Source organism: Paenibacillus sp. FSL H8-0260 (genome assembly GCF_045040625.1).
Lineage (GTDB): Bacteria > Bacillota > Bacilli > Paenibacillales > Paenibacillaceae > Paenibacillus_AQ > Paenibacillus_AQ odorifer.
This window is the reverse complement of record NZ_CP150298.1, coordinates 2,970,977-2,994,150: the sequence shown is the minus strand read 5'-3', so window position 1 is coordinate 2,994,150 and position 23,174 is coordinate 2,970,977. Positions and strand designations below refer to the sequence as shown.

The window sequence follows — 23,174 nt, the reverse complement described above, 5'->3', positions numbered from 1 at the left end:
CAAAATGATGCAAATAAACCAGCCAAAAAAACGCTATCGGATGCGGCATGTCAATCGGCAGATTTTTGTGCTGATGATCCTGACCATTACTATTCCTTTGCTGATTATATCCGCGATTATCTATATTTTTTCAAATCAAGCCGTCAAAAATGAATATCAAAGCAGCTCTAATCTCATCCTTAATAATCTTTCTTTCAACATCGACCAGTATCTGCAAAGTATTGAAAAAGGGACCCTTAACGCCCAAGTAGATAGTCAATTACAAACCGCTCTCGAGCATTGGACTATCAACAAAGATAATATCGGGAATGATCTAAGTATTCAGTATGGAAACACGATTGAACAGTTCATCAGCGGGATTGAAATGACGATTAAAAATGTCGACAGTGTGCAGATTTTCGCGGGGTCACGTGTATTCTACTCCGCCAATTTCAATCGTGCGGATTATGATGTGAAGGACTACACCCAAGAGGATTGGTATTTACAGACGCAGCAAAAAAAGGGGGGCGTAATCCTGTTTGGAAGTCATCTCCCCTTCTATCGCACCAATTCCAAACAATCCGTCATCTCCATCGCCAGAGTCATTAATAAAAAAGGAAGCAAGCAGCCCTTAGGTGTCATGTTAATCGATATCCGGCTGGATTCATTACGGGAAATCTTAAAGCTGTCCGAGAATAGCAAGCGGAAATTTATTATTTTAGACGATAAGGGGGGCAACGTTTACAGCTCAGATTCATTGGAGACGAGTCCTTTAGAGCCAGTCCCTATCGACAAACAGGCGCTTAACACTTTTATGAACAATGACGCCGGGAGCTTATATGGTACTTTTGATGACAAGGATTCGTACATTAATTTTGTTACTTCTCCTTACTCCAACTGGAAGGTCATTCAATATATTGATGAAAAAGAGATGACTAAGCAGGCTTCTTTTCTTGGCAAAATCATTTTAACCTTGGCGCTCTTATCGCTTGTCACTGCACTCTTATTTATGTATATCCTCTCGGAACGCGTAACCAAACCTATTATTCTGTTAAGCCGGAAGGTGAAGCTGGTGGGGATGGGGAATTTCGATGTGGATTTGTACAGTAATCGTCAAGATGAATTTGGGGTTCTATATAATGGAATTCGTAAGATGGTTAAAGATTTGCAAAACTATATTGAGCGATCTTCGATGGCCAAGGCTCAACAAAAAGTAGCCCAGTATGGTGCGCTCAAAAGCCAAATCAATCCGCATTTCCTGGCAAATGTCCTTGAATCTATTCAAATGAAAGCCATCATCAATGGACAAAGAGAGATTGGCGAGATGGTGGGGATCGTGGGCAGATTGTTTCGGATTCATATCCAGACTGGGAAAATCACCGTTACCCTGCGCGAAGAACTTGAGCATGTCCGGCTATATGTGAAGATTCAGCAGTTGCGTTTTGGGGATAAATTACAGTACATGGAGCAGCTAGATCCGCAATGCGAAATCGTTAAGGTCATGCACTTCTCCTTGCAGCCCATCGTAGAGAATGCTATCGTACACGGCCTAGAAAGCCGCAGTGAACCAGGTCTGCTTGAGGTATCCTCGGTGATATCGGGGGAGGATATGCTGATTATCGTTAAAGATAACGGCATTGGCATCGAGGAAGAGAAACTTAAGCAGCTGCGTTTCCGTCTCTCTCAACCCTCAGATACCTTAGATGAAGAACATATTGGCATTAAAAATGTTCATGATCGCATTCAATTTCATTTTGGCGAAAAATATGGAATTGAAATTTCCAGTCACGTAGGTGAAGGAACGACAGTGATCATCCGACTTCCCGCGTAATCCTAGACATTTTGCTCAGTAATGCCTAATTCAGGATCAAAGGTAAGCATTTTCGTCGCTATTTTATCAATAAAAAACCGATCATGACTAACTGTTACTACAGCGCCAGGAAAATGAATCAACGCCTGCTCCATCACCTGAATACTGGTTAAATCCAAATGGTTAGTGGGCTCATCTAAAATAATGACAGCAGCTCCGGAGAGAAGGCATTTCGCTAAAGCCACTCTGGCCTGCTGTCCGCCTGAAAGGCTGCCAATCGTTTTACTCAGATCCATTTCCGAGAATTGCAGCATCGCTAGAAATTTATTCACCTTTTTCCGCGGTGCGTCCAGTCCCAGTCCATAAACATTTACGGCATGGCTGACGGTATCTTTATGATCCAGCTCATCCCACATCTGATTAAAGTGCGCATAACCGACCCCGCGTTCCCAAGTCACTTCCCCCGATTCCGGTGCTTCTTGTCCAGTCAGTACTTTGATTAGTGTCGATTTTCCGCTGCCGTTCGGACCCACGATAGCTATCCGGTCTTCCTTTTGAATATCGAAGCTAATGTTCTGGAAAATGGAGCGGCCATCATAAATTTGTCCAATCCGCCTCACTTCCCCCAGCTTGTCAGGAAAACGTAAATTACTATAAATATCAGTGATTAATACGTTAACTGGATGAGGTTCCACTCGTTTTTTCATATCCGTTAGCTTACGGGATAGACGGTCCTTAGAAGACTTCTTACTACCACGGTTTTCAATGGCCTCGGACTCCATAATGAGAAGTTCTTCTTCCCACTCAAATTGCCGATCGAGCACTTTTTTACGCATCTTCTTTTTACGAACGTAATCCGTATAATTGCCTTCATATTCCTGAAAATGATAGTTCTCGATTTCTATCGTCCGCGTGACCACTCTGTCAATAAATTGCCGATCATGAGAAACCAGAAGCATCGCCCCATTGAAACGGTGCAGCCACTGCTCCAACCATACGATCCCTTCCATATCCAAAAAATTAGTAGGCTCATCGAGCAATACAACATCGGGCGCTTCAATTAAGACTTTAGCCAGTGCCGCGCGGTTCCTCCAGCCTCCGGATAACTCCTCTACAGGTTGATGCCGCGATCTCTCATCGAATCCTAATTTAGTCAGCACCGTATTGATTTCCACAGATACATTCCAGCCATCCAAATGCTCCATTTGTTCAAAAAGCTCAGCTTGGCGCTCTAAAAGTGCATTCATCTGGACATCATCCGACACCTGCCCAAGCTGTTCTCCTATTTGGTTAAGCTCCTGTTCAATGCGTGCTACCTCTTCGAAGCAAAGTTCTAACTCTTGTTGTACAGACAAAGACCCGGAAAGCTCCGAAAATTGAGAGAAGTAGCTGATCTTCACATTGGGATCTAACTCTACTTTTCCTGCCGTTGGCTCCTCTTTTCCCATGATTAGCTTAAAAACAGTAGATTTACCTGCTCCATTTCGTCCGATTAAGCCAATACGTTCACCCTTGCTCACACGAAAATAAATATCTCGAAAGATCAATGTATTCTCATATTTCTTAGTTACGTTCTCCATTCGGATTACGCTCAAGTCTATCACTCCTAGTTCGTATAGATCAGAATTCATCGTTGAATACCCAAAAAGCTATTATAGCACTAATTAAAAAAAGGACTTTATAATCATATTATTACTTATATTTATTTCCGATATATGTATTTATATTAATATAAATTTATAAATACATAAGGAGGATTACAATGAGTTTGCTAAAATCAATCAAGAAAAATGTGAGTGTTACTATGTGCATAACCCTGCTCTTTTCTCTTTTTATTGTGTATCCGGCAAGTGCTTCTACCTTCTTCCAAGACCGCTTTGAAGAGGGCGATAATCTATGGACGTCCACTAGTGGGAATTGGACTATTGTTGAGGACGAAGGCAACAGCGTATATTACCAGTCTGCCACAAAAGAAGGACGTACTTCTGCAGGTGATCCAGCCTGGAGCGATTACACTGTGGAAGCGGATGTAAAAGTAGTTGATTTTAATGGCTCAAACAGAACTTATGTTGCGGGCAGATACATAGATGGAAATAATTTTTATGCAGCTTCTTTGTATAATAATAATGATGGCATGCTGGAAATCAGAAAGAAGGTTTCTGGATCTACTACAACTTTGACCAGCAAACCTTACGCTCTGCAAACAGGAGTTTGGTATAATGTAAAACTCGAAATGAGCGGAAATACCATCAACATGTATGTAAATGATACGCTGGAGCTCTCAGCTTCCGATTCCAAATTAAAAAAAGGTGCAGCAGGGCTCGTTACCTTTAAAACTATTACGATGTTCGACAACGTGACCGTTTCTGACACCATTGTCACTACACCGACACCAACACCTACTGCAATACCGACTCCGACTGCTTCACCAACACCTACTGCTTCACCGACACCGACGGCTACACCGATACCGACTTCTTCACCAACGCCTACTGCTTCACCGACACCTACTGCTACGCCGATACCGACTGTTTCACCAACACCGACTGTTTCACCAACACCAACTGCTACGCCGATACCGACTGCTTCACCAACACCAACTGCTACGCCGATACCGACTGCTTCACCAACACCAACTGCTACGCCGATACCGACTGCTTCACCAACGCCTACACCGGTTCAGGTTAGTGAATATGATTTGGCTGGGTTTGCCACAGGAACAACAGGTGGTGGAAATATCCAAGAAACCAGTCCACTCTATAAAAAGGTATATACCGCAGAAGATCTTGCCACTGCACTGAGAAAAGGATCCAAAATAAAGGTTATTGAAATTATGAACGACTTGGATCTGGGATGGAATGAAATTTCTGATGCAGCAAAGATCTCCCCATTTAGCGCTCATAACAATGCTTTAACACATCCCGTATTAATAGAGACTGGTGTCAGCAAAGTGTCTATAGACAACTTCGACGGTTTGACCATTTTCTCTGCTAAGGGTGCAACCATTAAACATGCCGCTTTTACCTTTAAAAGAAGCTCTAACGTCATCATCCGCAACCTTGAATTTGATGAGCTGTGGGAATGGGATGAAGCAACCAAAGGGAATTACGATAAAAACGACTGGGACTACATCACCATTGAAAACAGCAACAACGTATGGATCGACCACTGCACCTTCAATAAATCTTATGACGGAGTTGTCGATGTTAAAAAAGGCAGCAACGGCGTCACCATTTCATGGTCATCCTTCTTAGGGGATGATAGAAACGCAAACAGCTGGGTTACTCAGCAAATTAATGCTATGGAAGCCAACAAGGCTGCCTATCCCATGTACGCTTATTTAAGAAGCAGCTCAGTTGGCCTAAGTAAAGACGACATTATTGCGATTGCCGCTAGTCAAAAAAAGGGCCATTTAATAGGCGCAACAGAATTTGCAGCTGATAATGCGCTTCTTTCTGTGACGCTCCATCACAACTACTATAAAGATATACAAGACCGCATGCCCCGCCTTCGTAGTGGTAATGCGCATGCCTATAACATTGTAATGGACAACGAAGATACCAGATTGGCTAAAAAACGCCTAACCTCCGCTATGGAAAAAGCGATCTCAAGCAAGGGGTATCATTTCGGGGTTACAAGTAACGGAGCCATCTCGACAGAAGGAGGAGCTGTATTACTTGAAAGTTCTGTAATCATTGATGTAGTGTATCCTCTTCGCAACAATCAAGCGGATGCAAATAATAGCAAATATACGGGTGCAATCGCAGCTTTAGATACGATCTATTCACTTGATGGAGCAACATTCAGAGGAGACAGTACAGCAAAGAACAGCCCTCTCTCCCCTGCACCCGCTGCCGTTAAAGCATTTGCATGGAACGGATTCACAACACTACCTTACAGCTACACTTCAGATGACCCAGCTAGTCTAAAATCCAGACTTACCGCTGTTGACGGCTCAGGGGCAGGCAAATTGTCCTGGTCAAACGAGGAATGGTTGAAAACAAATTACAGCAACTAACTCGACTAACTAATTACTGAACACATATCCCATTACAACAACGAGAAAAGTTACTAACTTAGTTGTCACACTAGCGCCACCTTTGCACCAAATTAGCGACATATTAGTGCTACTAGCGCCATATTAACGCCACATTAGCACCACTTTTGTACCGCCGAAATTGCTCAGACGCTCAGACAGTGATTTTACAGTTTAGAGTGTAATATTTACGAGGTCAGACGACGATTTTAATTTACAGTGCAGTATTTACGAGGTCAGACGACGATTTTACAGTTTATAGTGCAGTATTTACGAGGCCAGACGACGATTTTACAGTTTATAGTGCAGTATTTACGAGGCCAGACGACGATTTTACAGTTTATAGTGCAGTATTTACGAGGCCAGATGGTTCGGACTCAGCAGCCCTTATTTCGAAGAATCCGGGCATTTCGCAGTGCTATCGGACTCAGATGCAGCTATTCATCCCAATATGCTCATTTTGGGTGTGGATTTAGACCAATAAGAGCTATACAGTCCGAAAACTAAGCAAAATGGTCCAAAAAGCCAAAATAGCTGCAATACAGTCCGTTAGGAGTGCTAAGAGCGTGAGGAACATGAGGAACATGAGAAACGTGAGGAGCGTTATTAACTTAGTTGCCACATTAGCGCCACCTTTGCTCCAAATTAGCGACATATTAGTGCTACTAGCGCCATATTACGCCAGATTAGCGCCACTTTTGTACCTTCGAAATTGCTCAGACGCTTAGGCGGTGATTTTACCGTTTACAGTGCAGTATTAGCGAGGTCAGACGACGATTTTACAGTTTACAGTGCAATATTTACGAGGCCAGATGGTTCGGACTCAGGAGCCCTTATTTCGAAGAATCCGGGCATTTCGCAGTGCTATCGGACTCAGATGCAGCTATTCAACCCAATATGCTCAATTTTGGTGTGGATTTAGACCAATAAGAGCTATACAGTCCGAAAACTCAGCAAAATGGTCAAAAAAGCCAAAATAGCTGCAATACAGTCCGTTAGGAGTGCTAAGCGCTTGAGAAACATGAGAAGCCTGTGAAGCGTGAGAAGCGTGAGAAACATGAGGTGCCTGAGGAACCTGTGAAACATGAGGAGCCTGAGAAAAGTGTGAAGCCTGAGGAACATTAAGCGCCTATAGCCCCCATGAGGAGCATTATGCACATACAGTCCCGATAGGAGCATCAGGAGTTTGTTCTCATTTAGCAAGTGGCGTGTTTGGTGTTAAAAGGTAACTCGAAAAGTTAGTATAATGTCCCAACAATAACAAAAAGGCCGCAACCTGCGGCCTTTTTCTATATTACAACTCCCAACACATATTCACTAAAATCGCTTACCGCTCATTTTTTCAGAATATCAATATACTCTTCTTTCTCTCGATCTGCCCCCGCATTAAGTTTCAGTCGCAGTGACTTCGGGTGATCCAACACATTACTGCTGAAGTAACTTATAAATCCATCATCAGATCCACTACCAGAATTCGGATTAATTTTAATGTCGTGCTTCCCAACCTGCGCTGTTAATTCATAGGGGAGCTTTTGAAACAGTTCATTTCGGACGATCCAATCCGTTTTCAATTCCTCATTTATCGTAAATTTGAGCGCTATGCTTAACGGAGAAAGCTCGACTTCGGCTAGTTTTACTTCCTGTCCATCAATTATGAAAGGGTGGTCAACAACTAATGTCTCCGTCTTCAGCTCCCAAAACTTAGGATCAATAGAGAAGTTCACTTTTAAACGATCAGAATACCGCATGTCGGATAAAACCGTTCCTGTTTTCGGTTTACTTAACATTCCCGGGTCTACAGAGGCAATCTGAAAATCCGCTACTACGTCTGTTGGCCTTGGTTTATTTCGGTCCAGTGAAAATACAGTTTTGCCGAGCCAAGTATATATGGTTCCCTCTGCGTGTGCTCCCATTCCGCCTCTATTCCCATTCTCCTCCATTACGTCTCGTCCAGTTTCAGCATCTGTCAGCTTCACACTATTTACACTGTACACTTCCTGACCATCACTTGTTGTCCCTGTATACAGCAGCATGATTTTATTTTCATCAGCAAGTACAGCATTTAGAGTAATTTTATATCCATTTGATTCAGCACTCTTATTAACGATTTGTACATAATCATTCCGTATTGCAGACTCTAGTGTAAGAGCATCAATATCAGCTGCAGCCAATGTTTTAAAAGGCTCCAATACGCCCCAATCAAACGTTTCAACACTCGAAGTCCCTTGCTGTGGCAACAGCTGGGTTGGATTGAAGAACAGCAAGCCCGCTATCATCACTGCAGCCGCCAGCACAGACATCGCACTTTTTGTGAATATTAACCTTCTGCCACGTTTCTTGCCTAATTCCAAACCTGCTTGGATCGCATAGATCTGAGCGGCTGCATTCTCTATTTTTTGTTCTTGTGGGATACGTCCGGCATCGCTTAACATGGCAAGCTCCTCTTGACTACTCATTGTTCCATTCACCCCGATTCTTTATGATGGTTCGCAACTGCTTCAGCCCCTTATGCTGCCAAGTCTTAACCGTCCCCTCGGGTTTATTCATAATGTTAGCGATCTCAGTCAAGGTCATATCATTGTAGTATTTTAGCAGCAGCACATGGCGATACTTGGGCTTAACCTGCTCGAGTGCCCACAGCATTTCCATCCGATGATGGCCAATGTGTGTGACCTGTTCTCCTATTCTTTCATCTACCAGCGGCATGGAACGTTTTCTTCGTCTTTGTTCATCTATGCAGACATAAATTAGAATGCGAATAATCCATGATTTGAATGCTTTGGGGTCCTTTAAAGTTTTTCTTTTAATCCAGGCCCGGCAAGTCATTTCCTGCATCGCTTCCAGCGCATCGTTTCGGTTCCGCAAGTAACTATAAGCAATACTGTACAGTTGTTCTCTATGTACCAATATCGAATCGTAAAAATCTGTCTCGCTCCGAGTATCAAGAATCGTTACTTTTTTCATTTCTGCATTAGTCATCGTCATATCCTTCCTTAGCCTCCTCTCTTCAACCTTTCATAGATTAAGACGGGGGAGGTATAGAAACGGTTTTTATTTCACTTAACTTTTTTTCGCCCAAAGCTCTCTAAATTATAGCATTCTATAAAAATTGAACGAAAAATGTTATGATGAGTTATATTGGACATAATCAATAGTACGCACTCAAAAGTGCCATAGGTACTAAAAAGTACCCATACCTTGGAGGTTATCATGACAACAACATCTACAACAACTGTCAAGAAAAAATACAATATTTCTGTTGAAGCCACACTAGAGGTCATCGGAGGGAAATGGAAATGCGTAATTCTATGTCATTTAACTCATGGCAAAAAACGCACCTCCGAGTTAAAACAGTTGATGCCCGGCATTACTCAAAAAATGTTAACCCAGCAGCTACGCGAGCTTGAGGCAGATGGAATCATCAACCGAATTGTTTATAATCAGGTTCCACCAAAAGTAGAATACGAGCTTAGTGAATATGGGGATAGTTTAAGCGATATTTTGACTGCATTATGTAATTGGGGAGAACAACATATCATTAAACAATACGGCGATAAATACGCTGTTTTAGAGGATAACATCTTAAATAAATAAACCGCTATATGAAGGAAATGGTTGGAGATTTATGCTGTGAGAGTTGTACTTCAATTATACACCCACGAAAAAAGGACAGCTGAATCAGATCGATTCAACTGTCCAAAGCATTGATTCACCCGTCCCTTAAATGGCGCACAAAGACATAACTTAAATTACGCCCTCTCCTCCAATAGCAGTTGCTGTGAATGATATGGGTCCAAATAGATTGATAGGCAAGTTGCTATCATTCTGAATTACCAATTCATAGTTGTGGACTCCAATATAAGCACCATCGACCCACTGAGCACTTAATTGAATATCAGTAATTGTAGTAAAACGATAAAAGGATCTATAAATATCGACTCCAGCTCGTCGGATGATAACAAGAAATTGGCTATTAGCAAGTGCAGTAAGACTAAAACTACCATTTAACTCGACTCTACTGGAGAAAGAAGCCGGATTAGCCGGACTAATATTTACTTGTGCTGTGGCTAGACCCGCTCCAGCTCCAGGAATCCCTGCAACCGTTATAGCAGTAGTAAACGGATCTAACGGGATTTTTGCCTGTGACCCATAACTTATTATTGTCGCCATTTATCATCACTCCATTTCAAGGTTATAGAGTAGTATATTGTGAATCCGCAATGATAGATTGGACTTAATTCCTGATGATTATATACATTTAAGGTATACTTTGCTAGATCATATAAACCTAGATACCTTGTCAATCACCATACGATTTCCACTCATTGACAACACCCCTGTTCAGCATTACAATAATTCACATATCATGAACAACGATGACAAAGGGTAAGTAGACAGACGAACATGGTCTTCAGAGAGCCGGTGGTAGGTGCGAACCGGTGACCAGCGTATGCTCGAATGGCCTTTATAGTTGTTTTTCCGAACTATCTTAATGGATACAGTAGGGAAAACCGGGGTTCCCGCCGTTATCAAGGGACCTGTATCGAGAATAAATTCAACCTCTCCGTACAGGTAAGAGAAGATCGTAAGCCAAGAATCGTAAGGTGACACGATCATTTAAGGTGGTACCACGACAACTTCGTCCTTATTGGATGAGGTTTTTTTGTTATTTAAAGGAGGTGATGGCCATGGATGATGGCTGGTGGTGGCGACTCGAGTGTAACCAAGTGCTAAATAACAGGAGGAATTTATATGATGAACGAACGTGTCTTAACTGGAGATCGAGTGACTGGAAAGCTTCACCTTGGCCATTACGCCGGCAGCTTGCAGACCCGTGTAGCCCTTCAGGAGCAATATGAAACTTTTGTGTTTTTAGCGGATATTCAAGCCCTAACGACCCATTTTGATCGTCCACAGCTGCTGGGTCAACATCTGCATGAGATCACACTGGACTATTTATCTGCGGGTATAAATCCGGAGAAAACAACTATATTTATTCAATCGATGATCCCTGAAATCGCAGAGCTGACCCTCTTGTTCTCTATGTTTGTTACTGTGAATTCTTTACGGCATAATCCCACGATTAAAGCCGAATCGAAAAATTCGAGCTTAGATGAATTGTATTACGGTTTTCTTGGTTATCCAGTTAGTCAGACTGCTGACATAACATTTTGTAAAGCAACGATCATTCCTGTAGGGGAAGACCAACTCCCTCATCTGGAATTAACCCGCAAAATCGTCCGCAGATTCAACGAGCTGTACAGCCCGATACTGGTGGAACCCAAAGCGCTGATCAGTGAGACGCCGAGGCTTGTGGGTACGGATGGCAACGCTAAAATGAGTAAAAGCCTTGGCAATGCCATCGAGCTGGACTCCACTAAGGAAGAGATTATCTTTAAGATACGAAAAGCCACAACCGATCCAGCGCGTGTGCATAAAAATGATCCTGGACATCCAGATATCTGTCCTATTTTTGCTTATCATGGTGCTTTTCGCTCAGCGGGGGTAACCGAAATTCGTGAAGGCTGTGAGCGGGGTACCATGGGTTGTTCTGCTTGCAAACAGTTGATTTCGACAGCTCTAGATCAGCTTATAGAACCGATGCGAGAGCTTCGTTCCTATTATGCTACTAAGCCCAAGCTTGTGCAGGAAATCTTAATCTCTGGAACACAGCATGCCCGCAGCATTGCTCAAGAAACAATGGCCGAAGTACGTGAGGCTATGAGTCTTAACTATTTTTTAATCTAAAAATGACCAATATAGGCACTCAAAAAAAGCCGGAATCTCATTGGAAGAGATCCGGCTTTTTTCTTCTCCTTACAACACCCAATTTCCCTTACGGAATACGGGTTCAATCGTGCCGTCCACCAGCTCTCCGTCAATATCCAGCTCTGCTGAACCGATCATAAAATCGACATGAGTTAAGCTGACATTAGCTCCTCTAGCCACAAGCTCTTCGTTCGTAAGCTTTGTGCCGCCTTCAATATTTACAGGATAAGCACTTCCTAGCGCGAAATGGCAGGAGGCATTCTCATCAATCCCTGTATTGTAAAAAATGCGGTTCAAGCGAGAGATTGGAGAATCATGCTGCACTAAGGCTACTTCTCCTAGATAAGATGCACCTTCATCCGTTGCCAGCAGTGAGGTTAAATGTTCGCGTCCGGATTCAGCTTCATAAGCTACGACTTTCCCTTTTTCAAAAGTGAATGAAAGTCCTTCAACTAACCGTCCATTCAAATTAAGAGGGAGCGTGCTTCTAACTGTGCCATTAACGCCAGTCCGATGGGGCATGGAATAAATCTCTTCCGTTGGCATATTAGCTACAAAATATACGCCTTTATCATTCTCACCGCCACCCCCGCGCCATAAATGGCCTTCCGGAAGCTCTACATGCAGATCCGTTCCCGGAGCACGGTAATGCAAGCTTTTATAACGTTTAGCGTTCATTCTGTCCTGACTTTCTTTCAACTGACCAATATGCTCTCTCCAAGCAGCTACCGGATCATTGCTGCCCACACGGTTCATCTGGAATACAGCTTCCCACATCGCCTCTACCCGCTCTTCTTCAGGAAGATCGGCAAAAACCTTGTTCGCCCAAGCACGTGTTGGCGCTTTGACCAGAGACCAGCTGATTTTGCTGTTCCGAGTATATTTGGAGTAGTTCTTGCGAGCAACAGCCGCTGCTTTGACTGCTCTAGATACCTTAGAAGAATCAATGCCATTAAACAGTTCAGGATCAGGTACTTTAATATGTAAGATGGCACCATTCTCTTCCGCGAATTTCTCCATCATCTCAGCCTGCCACTGTGGATAGTAATCGAAAGAATCCTCTGGGGCTTTTTCATAACGGATCCGTGTAGTTGCTTCATCGTCCCAGTCAACAATTACATATTTAGCTCCCGCTTCATAGGCTTTCGCTACAATCAAGCGAGTAAGTTCTGCGGTTTCTATCGGTGCATGTACCATAAGGACTTGTCCAGGCTGTACATTTACTCCTACTTTTACAACTAGGTTCGCATATTTCTCCAGCATTACTTCAAAATCTTTCATGAATTCTCTTCCTCCATCTCTAGGGTTGCTATAAGGACTCGGTCAGCTTCACTTCTTATTTTAACGCAAAACGAGGATAGTTGCGATTCGATTTAGATTCTCAGCTACTTCACTTCAGGTATTTCACCTGTATAGACACCTAGATCATTCTTATGAATCTCTACATTGGACGTTCCGATCTGCTTATCATTATGGTAAGCAATCACTGTGATCTTGGTATCCTGAGGTTCATCTATTTGCTTATTCCCCCCATCCATTGGACTCCAATAAATTTGATCTCCAGATTTGATTTTCAGCTCAAGACCTTTGTTATGCACCTTGTAGTCAGGGGGAGTCCATAACAATAAATTGCCGGATGTAGCCTGTATCTTAATAACATCCGCCCCTTCAGCAGTTATAAGCATAGGTAATCCTGGAGCACTACTATCAGTCACCCTGTATTCCGCTGTTGGGAACATAACATCCGGTTTTACCTCAAGTGATTGATTATTATGCCGCAAAATAAAGAAGAAAAAAAGTAAAATCGTTAAGCCCATGACGCCTGCGATGATTATTTTTTTCACTATTCAACCTCCCTTCCACCCTAATACTGTAACATATTTCCTTAATTTGGACAGTTATGAGCCAAATAAAGCGGCTCCCGCGAGGAACCGCTCACTTCAATCCCTATTTTTTATCCACCTGTAACAGTGTCACTGTCTTCAAAGCATAAGTATGCATGATTTTATCCTCTGAAATTACATTCAACTTGGTCAAGCTTGCCACCTTTGCCGGATCTGATTTGGAGAGCAAACGCCACACTTCGGGGTCTGATAAGGTCTCATATAACTTTGCATCATCATATTCTTTGCGGTTTTGCACGACCAGCTTCACTTTATAGCTGCCAATTTCAGTCTCGTTAGTTTCCTGCTGACTACAATAATTTAAAATATCCTGACGAAGCTCGGCCAATTCTTTTTCAATATCCTTTTGTTTTTGCTTGAGCCGATAATACTGCTGAACCTTTTTCTCCATCCACTTCACGCTCCTTCATAGACATATGTATGCCGGAAACGTTCGATAAATTAGTTGAGTTCCCTATCATAAAAACTTATAATGAGCCGGGGATAGCTTATTTCCAAGTAGAGTCAATTTTCTTATAAAAACAATTCCACGGCAGGTGACTTATGTTTCATTCGTACTTTTTTCCAATTTCGTATGCGTTCATGATGTTTCCAATAGCAGCGCTGGTCTTCACACTACCTTTTCTTATCGTACAATACCGCAGACATGGCTATATACATAAGCTTAGAGCTTTAATCCTATATCTGCTGCTGCTCTATCTGATGAACGCTTATTTTCTTGTCTTGCTTCCTTTTCCATCCTCCCGGCACAATGCTGCACCTTCTGGGAGTGTCGTCCAATTCATTCCCCTTCAGTTTATTCAGGATATTGTGGATGGATCGTCAATCATCCCTGAACAAATCTCGACCTACTGGTCATTACTGCGTGAGCCTGCATTTTTACAGGTCATTTTTAACGTTGCATTGACCGTACCGTTTGGAATGTTTTTGGGCTATTATTTTCGTACACGCTGGGTCGTGTGCATTCTACTATCCTTTGCCTTTTCCTTGTCCTTTGAGATCACGCAGATTACAGGAATTTATGGTTTCTTCGATCATCCTTACCGTCTTTTTGATGTCGATGATCTCATTACCAACACAATCGGAGGGATTTTTGGATTTCGAATTTCCATTTGGATCTCCGGGCTATTGCCACGTATAGAACAACTGGATACAAACATTGACCGCGCTGCCAAAAGAGTCTCCTATACCCGCAGAGGAATAGCTTTTCTAATCGATAGTATGGTGTGGAGCATCGGGTTTGGGGTACTCTTCGGATTCGATATAAAAGCTGCCTTCTGGATTGTAACTGGTATTTACTTCATGCTTGTTCCGGCTCTCACGGGCGGACGGACCTTAGGGAAATGGATGGTGCGGATTCGGGTGAAGAGCAGCGGGAATCTTGCTTTTTTCTGGGCTCTGATGATCAGATATGGCCTGCTATATTGGGTGCTGCTTGGGATTCACGCTCTTTTGCTTGATTCCGCCCTTCTAGGGAATCTTTCCTCCGTATGGAATATGCTTATTCATCTGTTTGTTCTATTGCTAGACTTGGCTTTCTTTATTCATTTAGTCATTAGTATATTCAAAAAAGAAACTCAGCTAATATATGAGAAACTAAGTCGAACTTCTCATGTTATTTCTTGGCCAGAGAAACGGCTCCAATCTGATGTATCCAGCAACAGCCCTGTAGAAAGCTAAACTAGTTATTATTTAAATGGTATTTTTACATTGGAAATTATTATAGAATTAGGAGGTGAGCATTCTCAAAATTTAGGAGATGAGCGTATGGAAACTACAAGCAGCTTGCAGTTATCTAGAAGTCTTCCAGAAGAACAGGGGATTTCATCAACCGCAATATCCTGCTTTATTAGTGCAGTAGAAGAACAAAATTTAGGCCTGCACAGCTTTATGCTATTACGACATGGTTATGTGGTCTCTGAAGGCTGGTGGGCTCCTTACAGGTCCGTTCTTCCGCATATGTTATTTTCCCTTAGCAAAAGCTTCACCTCAACCGCAATCGGGTTTGCTGTTACTGAGAAACTTGTCACCCTCGATGATTCTGTCCTCTCCTTTTTCCCTGAAGAGGCTCCTTCGACTATCACGGAGAATCTATCCAATATGACAATCAGACATCTATTGATGATGGGTACCGGGCATGTCGTGGATACTATGGACACCCTTCGCAAAAGTAGCGACGGGAATTGGGTGAAAGCTTTCTTCTCCGTCCCCGTCGAGAAACAACCGGGTACACATTTCCTATATAATACCGGTGCTACTTACATGCTGGCCGCGATCCTTCAACGGGTTACTGGCCAAACACTGCTAGAATATTTAGAACCGCGCATCTTCGTTCCTCTGGGCATTCACGGTGCTACGTGGGAGTCTTGTCCACGTGGAATTAACACAGGGGGATTTGGCTTAAACATTACAACCGAGGATATCGCTAAATTCGGCCAGCTATACTTACAAAAAGGAATCTGGAATAATCAACGGGTACTGCCTGAAAAGTGGATTAATGAGGCTACTTCCAAACATATTTCCAATGGCGAAGGTGATCATGACTGGGCAATGGGATATGGGTATCAGTTCTGGCAATGCCAGCACGGTGCCTACCGGGCAGATGGCGCCTTCGGTCAACTCTGTATCGTGCTTCCGGAGCAAGATGCCGTAATTATTACTACCGCTGCATCAGACAGTATACAAGGAATGTTGAATGCTGTGTGGGAACATCTGCTTCCCGCGATGAAGCAAGCTCCCATGCCATTAGAGCCTGCTACTTCTGTCCACTTGGTCGAACAATTAAAGAATTTATCTATCCAACCGCCACAACTGCAGCCCTCTTCATCACAAGAAGAAAGAATAAACAGCTTAACCTATAAGCTTGATGACAACCAATTTGCCTTGGACACCTTCTCTATCTCTTTCAATAACAACGAAGCTGCAGTTACTTTCCAATCCAAGATTGGAGAGGAGTCTGTGATCCGTCTTGGTCGAGGGGAATGGCTCGAAAGCTTCGCACAGGTCATTGATGCTTCCTTGAACCGAATCATGTCCAGCTTTACTTGGGTTGCTGATGATCAGCTACAGCTCACTTTATTGTTTATTGAAATGCCTTTTTGCATAACTCTTGAAATAATCTTACTAGAGAATCAGCTAATTCTTAAACAAAAGTTTAATGTGAATATGGGACCGACTGAATTCCCTGAGATCATTGGCAGACTATAATTCTTAATGAATAAAAAAGGCCGCTTCGTCCTTTAAAGAGACTTAGCGGCCTTTTGAATATTCGATTCTAGCCTGTGAAATCAGCAAGCTTGAGGATGACCGGGCAATGATCGCTCCCCATAATGTGGCAATCAATTTGGGCATCGAGCAGATTAGGTGCAAGTCTAGAAGAAGCTAGGAAATAATCAATCCGCCAGCCTACATTCCGTTCTCTCACCTTCGGCATATAAGACCACCATGAATAAACGCCTTCAAGCTCTGGATGAAAATATCTAAAGGTATCTATGAAGCCGGACTCCAGCAGCGTACTCATTTCCCCTCTTTCTTCATCGGTAAAGCCAGAGTTTCCGCGGTTAGCTTTAGCATTTTTAATATCAATATCCTGATGGGCTACGTTCATATCGCCGCATACAACGACTGGTTTTAGCTTGTCCAGTTCCAGAAGGTAATTGCGGAAGCGATCCTCCCATTCCATTCTGTAATCCAATCTAGCCAGATCTCGTTTGGCATTTGGTGTATACACATTCACTAGATAGAATTGTTCGAACTCCAGCGTAATAATCCGGCCTTCCGCTTCCTCATCCTCTTCCATTCCGTATCTCGCAGAGATCGGCTTGATTTTGGTAAATATAGCTGTGCCTGAATACCCTTTTTTCACTGCATAATTCCAATATTGATAGTATTCTTCACCCTGTTCCAGAACAATCTGCCCTTCTTGCAGCTTCGTCTCCTGAACACAGAAAATATCTGCTTCTACTTCCTTAAAATAATCATCAAACCCTTTTTTCACACAGGCCCGAAGACCATTCACATTCCATGATACCAACTTTATCATTAACGTTTCTCCTTGCATTTTGCTTTGATAGTAACCAGTTTATCATATTACGGCCAGAAATTTATAGAGGGTTAGGGTCATCTTGAGCAGTTCCGCGAATAGATTTATATCCTAATCATTTATTATCCATGATACAATAGCAAAATTGACTCTATACAAATTTTCTAACACGTGAGGTAAAAAAACTTATGAATGCACCAAATCTTTTACGAGGGTTTAACTTTTTGTATTTTGCTCTACTAGCCATGTTTATTCCCTTTCTGCCAGTCTATCTAAGTGAACAAGGTCTAAGCCCATCGCAAATCGGCTTCATTATTGGAACTGGTGGTTTTGTTACCATCGTTGCCCAGCCTTTATGGGGGATGATCAGTGATAAAACCAAAACCATCCGCAAAGTGCTGTTAGCTCTGCTGTTATGCTCAGCGGTAACCGGATACTTTTTGTTCGATTCCAGCAGTTACGTTGTTCTCATTCTTTTTGCTATGCTGCTGTATTTCTTCTTGATGCCTATTGATCCGCTGACAGAAAGTTTGAATTTCCGAGTCTCTGAGGCGGCTGGAATTAGCTATGGTTCTATCCGAACATATGGTGCGCTAGGTTATGGTGTAATGGCTCTGATTACTGGCTATGTACTTGGTTTTTTCGGCTCTCATGGAATAGCTCTTCTGTTTGTTGCCATTTGCCTTATAAGCTTTATAGTAAGCTGGAACATGCCAGATGCCCCCGTCACAGGTAAGCCGGTCACGCTGGATAGCCTCAAGCACTTTTTTGGCAACAAAAAGACATTAATGTTTCTGGTGCTCATATTTATTAGCTCTGTACCCGCACGAATGAACGATACATTTATTGGAGTTTATATTCGTGAGCTTGGTGGCAGTCCTCAATTGGTAGGCCAATCATTTTTCCTCGCGGCAATAAGTGAAATCATTGTCTTTGCATTAAGCTTCTGGTGGTTGCAAAAAGGAAAAGAACTGATCATCATATCGATTTCCGGAGCCTTCTATTTCCTTCGTTTCTTTATTTCAGCTTGGATCATTGATCCACACTTGTTAGCGTATTTGCAGATTCTGCAAATTCTTACCTTCCCTGTGTTCTACTCGGCTGCTATTCAATACTTGTACAGCATTGTACCCGAGGAATGGCGTGCTACAGGGCAAACCGTCCTTGCACTATTGTTCTTCGGTGTATCAGGTATCCTGGCTTCTTATGCTGGTGGGGCATTATATGATGCCTTTGGGGGTAAAGCTCTTTACTTAACGATATCCGCAATGTCGTTTGTCGGCATGCTATTCGGATTGATACTGTATCTGATTTATCGTAATAAAACGGAATAAGCGTACGAAAACAAACCGGGGATGTCCCAGCCGCTTTCTAAGTGGCTATTGGACATCCCCGGTTTTTTCTATTAAAAAGTGCTAATTCACCATGGCATTCGCTCTAGCATTAATAGATTTTCAACATAGAATATTCTATCAAACGAAAAGGAGGTCGTTACTATGGCCATCGTATTACCGCTTCAATATTTCAATTTAGCCCCTGTCATTGGTAAATCTTATTATGAAAACCTTGCAGGTGGAATTAACGCTGCTGTTACTGTGAACAATAACTCCAACTTCCCAGTAGATTTAGTAATCACTCGTGTAAATGCTCCAGTTATCACATACACGATTCCAGCATTCAATAGCCTTACGCTTGCAGTTCATGCCCTTTTGGTAGCTGCACTCTTAAGCACTCCTGCTGGCACCACATTCGGAACTATTGAAATTTCAACATCAGATTTCTAATAGTGTAACATTAAGCATCTCTAGCTGGAAGTTCAGCTAGGGATGCTTCTCTATGTGCATCTAGCTTAATCCTTCTATTGTGTGCTGCTCCATAAGCTGCTTCAGCTTGGTTTCAGTATTCGAATCTCCCGCAGGAGTATAGATGCTGCAGCGTAAATCTGCACTGCCATGAACCTGCAAAGAGGTTAGATGAAATAACATTTTTCCCGCCTTGGCATGTCTGAATTCTAGTAACACATCCGGGGCCGAACTAACCCGACTTTGCTCCCACATCTCATTAAAAGCCGGATGCAATTCTTTCAATTCCTCTATAAATTCATCATACCAATGATCCTCTACATACTGTCCGTAATACGCTCTGAAGATAGAAAGATAACCGCTGACGAATTGTTCCCAATTCACTGCTAAGCGCCTAAACTCCTTACGAACAAATAACAATCGGATCATATTCCGCTCTTCGATGGGCAGCTTTGAGAAATCAAGAAAAACATGGGCGGCAGCTTCATTCCAACCGACGATTCCGCAACGTCTATCAGAAATTATCGTAGGACAATATTTAAGTTCCTGTAAAATTTTCTGCAGCGAAGGACTAATTACGGAAGATTCATCTTGCGGATAGGGTGTGGTTCCGGTTCCAGTTTCTAAAGCCAGTGCAAAGAGATACTTCCGCTCATCTTTAGTCAGCCTAAGTGCAGTGGCAATACAGTCCAAAACAGAGGACGAGACTTTTATATCTCTGCCTTGTTCAAGCCACGTATACCAGGTACTGCTTACCCCTGCAAGCTGTGCAACCTCTTCCCTGCGGAGTCCTGGCGTTCTTCTGCGTGTGCCTTCTGGCAAGCCTACAGAGCTTGGTGAAATTGCCGCACGACGTGCTTTCAAAAAATCAGATAATGCTTGTAATCTTGTTTGATTAGCCATAAGCTACCTCCACTTTGGGATTTCTGTTCCTTTAGTATAGTACAAATTATACTAGGATAAACGATAACTTGTAATAGGATAAATAAAGTGGAAAAATACTAGTATACACTAGCTGAGGAGGTTCATTATGGAACGCGTAGTGATTACAGGCATGGGCTTAATCTCACCACTTGGAAATACAATCGGGCAATTTTGGGATCGGCTAATTTCTGGTGAATCGGGTATATCCCCGATCACTTCATTTGATACAACAGGTTTTAAGACGAGAATTGCCGGCGAAGTACGTGATTTCGATGCAGAAGGCAGATTTGGGCGTAAAGAGGCACGGCGAATGGACAGATTCAGTCAGTTTGCCCTCGCAGCTACTGAAGAGGCTTGGAAACATTCTGGCCTCCAGCTTGATAAGATTGACAAGGAGAGACTTGGCGTTTATGTAGGATCTGGTGTTGGAGGAATTCAGACCTTGATGGATCAAGGTACGGTCCTGAAAGAGCGTGGACCTGATCGAGTCAGCCCTACCTTAATTCCCATGATGATCTCCAATATGGCTGCGGCGATGATCAGCATTAAATTTGGAGCTCTCGGCCCGACCATGTCTCCAGTAACAGCTTGTTCTATTGGAAATACTGCGATTGGTGAGGCCTTCCGTTTAATTCGTTATGGCGGTGCGGACATTGTTATAGCCGGGGGTTCTGAAGCTGCTATTACTGAAATCTCGTTGGCCAGCTTCGGGAATGCCACCTCTTTATCTACACGAAATGAAGAGCCTGCTAAAGCGAGCCGCCCTTTCGATGGAGGACGGGATGGCTTTGTAATCGGTGAAGGTGGCGGCATAGTCATTCTTGAGTCACTCTCCCACGCTCAACGTAGAAACGCCAAGATTCACGGCGAAGTGATCGGGTATGGTGCTAGCTCTGATGCTTATCATATGGTTGCCACTCATCCAGAGGGGATTGGTGCCTATCAAGCTATGAAGTTAGCGCTAAATGAAGCTAATCTCCAGCCCCACAACGTAGATGTAATCAGTGCGCATGCGACAAGTACAGTAGTAGGAGACCATTCTGAAACCCTAGCGATTAAAAAATTATTTGACGAGCATGCCTACCACATCCCCGTAACCGCTAATAAGTCCATGACTGGACATGCTTTAGGGGCCGCTGGCGGCTTAGAAGCCATTGCCTTAGTTAAGAGTATCCAAGAAGGAATCATTCCTCCTACCATCAATCAGGACACGCCTGATTCCATCTGTGATTTAGATTACGTACCTAACAATGCACGAAAAGCTAATCTCGAAATAGGCATCTCCAATTCATTTGGCTTCGGCGGCCATAATGCTGTTATTGTGATCCGAAAGTTCGTAGACTAATCCTACATTATAAAAGGGGTTTCAACTTAGCCATTACACATGACTAGTTGAAACCCCTTCTGCTGTTAATCCTTTTAAACTATCTTATTCCGAAGGTGATACATGACTTCCCCAGATAGAGATCCCTTCATTAGAAACCGCGGTGAACGTCATAACATTACTGGCTGTAGCTTCATTCCACTCTTTCAGGAACACACCCTTATAAGTAGAACCACCTATCGTTAACTCTGCAGTATGATCGTCGATAAGCTTCCACTTGCCCTTTACTGCGCCTTTGATTTTACCACTCTTCGTCAATTGAATTAGCTCCGATTGCACGATATCTGCCGTAATTTCTTTATTATGATTCACATATTTGTATTCGCCTGCGATTTGCTCTTTCTTATATTTATCAATGCTCTCGCCACCATAACGGTGTGGTGCGACCACCGGCCAGCCATCAGCGTTCATGAACATCTGGTGTACTCTAACCTCATGTTTTTCACCACGATTCGGGAACCTTGTATGGAAGATCAAATAATACTTGCCAGTCTCTTCATCGTAAAATGCGGAGTTATGTCCTGGTGATACATATCCTTCCCCACTTACTGGGAGCTCATCGTCATTATTCAGGAATTCGAAATTCCCCATGAGTTTAACTCCGTAAGGAGCATAAGCAGGATCATCAAACAATACGCCAGCTGTGCCCTGTGAATCGATCATATCCTGGCCCTCAGAATCTTCAAAAGGTCCATCAGGTGTCTTCGAGCGAGCTACACGGATGTTATATCCGCCATCAGCAGCCAGCCCCCCGTAGGATAGGAACAGGTAGTAGTAATCCGTCTCAGGACTGTACAGCATATAGGGAGCTTCTATCCGCGCATGATTTGCGCCTAGAAGCTTTTTGCCATAACCTTGATCTGGCAGTGGGAATCCTGTGCTTGTATCCAGTTCCATAATAAAAATACCACCGGAATAAGAACCATACACCATCCACAATCTGCCTTCTTTATCAAAGAACACATCCGGATCTACAACATTCGGCTTTTGTGTGGCATCATAAGTTTCTCCGTCATCGCCTACACCCACCATACCTGACTTTAAGAAGATCCCTTTGTTCTTATAAGGTCCTTCAATATGGTCTGACACGGCTATACCAAGTGCTGATAATGGGGAATCACCTTTACACGCGTTGTAATACATATAATATTTACCATCCGCCAATTGAATGACATCCGGTGCCCATAAAGTGTCCGTCTTTCCCCAGGTTAAGGCCTCTTTTAATTCCTCTTTGACATTCGGGATGAGTACGTTTCCATCAACAACTCCAGAGGACAATTGAGTCCAGGACATCAGGTCGTCGGATTTAGCAGAAGCCAAATGCGAGCCAAACACATAGTACTTATTATCAGCCAAAATAATGGAAGGATCATGTACAGAAACATTCTTGAAGACAGGCTGAACAGGCTCAGGTCCGCTGTTTGTGTTGCCAGAATTAGCCGTGTCGTTGTTACATGCGGTTACAGCTAATAATGAAACACTAAGTAAAGTAGTAATAATTATCTTCTTCATCGTTATACCCCC

The 23,174-nt window shown here is 43.0% G+C and carries 19 protein-coding genes and 1 other annotated feature; of the genes, 9 read left to right on the top strand and 10 right to left on the bottom strand.

The window, feature by feature from the left end; genetic code table 11:
• Positions 1-4: 4 nt before the first annotated feature.
• Complete coding sequence (locus MHI51_RS13220; RefSeq protein WP_076275825.1) at positions 5-1,810, top strand: sensor histidine kinase; 1,806 nt, start codon at positions 5-7, stop codon at positions 1,808-1,810.
• A 2-nt stretch (positions 1,811-1,812) separates the two neighbouring features.
• Here MHI51_RS13220 and MHI51_RS13215 read toward each other — a convergent pair whose 3' ends face one another.
• Entirely contained in the window at positions 1,813-3,384 is a 1,572-nt protein-coding gene (locus tag MHI51_RS13215) for an ABC-F family ATP-binding cassette domain-containing protein (protein ID WP_342410745.1), read from the bottom strand.
• A 167-nt stretch (positions 3,385-3,551) separates the two neighbouring features.
• Here MHI51_RS13215 and MHI51_RS13210 point away from each other — a divergent pair, with 167 nt between their 5' ends.
• Positions 3,552-5,807: a pectate lyase gene (locus MHI51_RS13210; RefSeq protein WP_405173942.1), complete on the top strand. Its 2,256-nt coding sequence runs from the start codon at positions 3,552-3,554 to the stop codon at positions 5,805-5,807.
• A gap of 1,352 nt (positions 5,808-7,159) precedes the next feature.
• Here the strand turns inward: MHI51_RS13210 and MHI51_RS13205 are convergent.
• Together MHI51_RS13205 and MHI51_RS13200 are read right to left on the bottom strand one after the other, a co-directional pair.
• Complete coding sequence (locus MHI51_RS13205; RefSeq protein WP_076219153.1) at positions 7,160-8,281, bottom strand: DUF4179 domain-containing protein; 1,122 nt, start codon at positions 8,279-8,281, stop codon at positions 7,160-7,162.
• A complete protein-coding gene (locus MHI51_RS13200) occupies positions 8,274-8,810 on the bottom strand; it encodes a sigma-70 family RNA polymerase sigma factor (RefSeq protein ID WP_036686352.1) in 537 nt (178 codons plus the stop codon). The genes MHI51_RS13205 and MHI51_RS13200 overlap by 8 nt, the downstream gene beginning before the upstream one ends.
• 225 nt (positions 8,811-9,035) lie before the next feature.
• Here MHI51_RS13200 and MHI51_RS13195 point away from each other — a divergent pair, with 225 nt between their 5' ends.
• Complete coding sequence (locus MHI51_RS13195) at positions 9,036-9,419, top strand: helix-turn-helix domain-containing protein (RefSeq protein WP_076125996.1); 384 nt, start codon at positions 9,036-9,038, stop codon at positions 9,417-9,419.
• Between the two features lie 150 nt (positions 9,420-9,569).
• On the opposite strand, the gene MHI51_RS13190 is transcribed toward MHI51_RS13195, so the two are convergent.
• Complete coding sequence (locus MHI51_RS13190) at positions 9,570-9,995, bottom strand: hypothetical protein (protein WP_036686349.1); 426 nt, start codon at positions 9,993-9,995, stop codon at positions 9,570-9,572.
• Between the two features lie 197 nt (positions 9,996-10,192).
• Positions 10,193-10,475, top strand: a binding site (T-box leader).
• Between the two features lie 102 nt (positions 10,476-10,577).
• Here MHI51_RS13190 and trpS point away from each other — a divergent pair.
• Positions 10,578-11,573, top strand: a complete 996-nt coding sequence (gene trpS / locus MHI51_RS13185) for a tryptophan--tRNA ligase (RefSeq protein ID WP_339248435.1) — start codon at positions 10,578-10,580, stop codon at positions 11,571-11,573.
• Between the two features lie 69 nt (positions 11,574-11,642).
• Here the strand turns inward: trpS and MHI51_RS13180 are convergent, their stop codons facing one another.
• The 3 genes from MHI51_RS13180 to MHI51_RS13170 all read right to left on the bottom strand — a co-directional run bounded on the left by MHI51_RS13180 (position 11,643) and on the right by MHI51_RS13170 (position 13,889).
• A complete protein-coding gene (locus tag MHI51_RS13180) occupies positions 11,643-12,875 on the bottom strand; it encodes an aminopeptidase (protein WP_076219156.1) in 1,233 nt (410 codons plus the stop codon).
• 104 nt (positions 12,876-12,979) lie between these two features.
• Positions 12,980-13,438: a hypothetical protein gene (locus MHI51_RS13175; RefSeq protein ID WP_340975817.1), complete on the bottom strand. Its 459-nt coding sequence runs from the start codon at positions 13,436-13,438 to the stop codon at positions 12,980-12,982.
• 103 nt (positions 13,439-13,541) lie between these two features.
• Positions 13,542-13,889 (bottom strand): hypothetical protein, encoded by a 348-nt coding sequence (locus MHI51_RS13170; protein ID WP_076125990.1) that lies wholly within the window; start codon positions 13,887-13,889, stop codon positions 13,542-13,544.
• A gap of 152 nt (positions 13,890-14,041) precedes the next feature.
• Here MHI51_RS13170 and MHI51_RS13165 point away from each other — a divergent pair, with 152 nt between their 5' ends.
• Together MHI51_RS13165 and MHI51_RS13160 are read left to right on the top strand one after the other, a co-directional pair.
• A complete protein-coding gene (locus tag MHI51_RS13165; protein ID WP_405173941.1) occupies positions 14,042-15,178 on the top strand; it encodes a VanZ family protein in 1,137 nt (378 codons plus the stop codon).
• A gap of 87 nt (positions 15,179-15,265) precedes the next feature.
• On the top strand, positions 15,266-16,705 hold the full coding sequence (locus tag MHI51_RS13160; RefSeq protein ID WP_405173940.1) for a serine hydrolase domain-containing protein: 1,440 nt from the start codon (positions 15,266-15,268) through the stop codon (positions 16,703-16,705).
• 67 nt (positions 16,706-16,772) lie between these two features.
• On the opposite strand, the gene MHI51_RS13155 is transcribed toward MHI51_RS13160, so the two are convergent.
• Complete coding sequence (locus MHI51_RS13155) at positions 16,773-17,537, bottom strand: exodeoxyribonuclease III (protein ID WP_405174061.1); 765 nt, start codon at positions 17,535-17,537, stop codon at positions 16,773-16,775.
• 191 nt (positions 17,538-17,728) lie between these two features.
• Between MHI51_RS13155 and MHI51_RS13150 the strand changes: the two genes are divergently transcribed.
• Both MHI51_RS13150 and MHI51_RS13145 read left to right on the top strand, forming a co-directional pair.
• The gene (locus MHI51_RS13150) at positions 17,729-18,874 is read left to right on the top strand and encodes an MFS transporter (RefSeq protein ID WP_405173939.1); all 1,146 of its coding nucleotides are present in this window, start codon (positions 17,729-17,731) and stop codon (positions 18,872-18,874) included.
• 162 nt (positions 18,875-19,036) lie between these two features.
• Positions 19,037-19,324: a hypothetical protein gene (locus MHI51_RS13145; RefSeq protein WP_076125983.1), complete on the top strand. Its 288-nt coding sequence runs from the start codon at positions 19,037-19,039 to the stop codon at positions 19,322-19,324.
• A 60-nt stretch (positions 19,325-19,384) separates the two neighbouring features.
• Here MHI51_RS13145 and MHI51_RS13140 read toward each other — a convergent pair whose 3' ends face one another.
• A complete protein-coding gene (locus tag MHI51_RS13140; protein ID WP_076125982.1) occupies positions 19,385-20,245 on the bottom strand; it encodes a helix-turn-helix transcriptional regulator in 861 nt (286 codons plus the stop codon).
• Positions 20,246-20,372: 127 nt separating this feature from the next.
• On the opposite strand from MHI51_RS13140, the gene fabF reads away from it, so the two are divergent.
• On the top strand, positions 20,373-21,611 hold the full coding sequence (gene fabF, locus MHI51_RS13135) for a beta-ketoacyl-ACP synthase II (RefSeq protein WP_339248426.1): 1,239 nt from the start codon (positions 20,373-20,375) through the stop codon (positions 21,609-21,611).
• An 84-nt stretch (positions 21,612-21,695) separates the two neighbouring features.
• Here the strand turns inward: fabF and MHI51_RS13130 are convergent, their stop codons facing one another.
• Positions 21,696-23,168, bottom strand: a complete 1,473-nt coding sequence (locus MHI51_RS13130; protein WP_405174060.1) for a family 43 glycosylhydrolase — start codon at positions 23,166-23,168, stop codon at positions 21,696-21,698.
• Between the last annotated feature and the right edge of the window lie 6 nt (positions 23,169-23,174).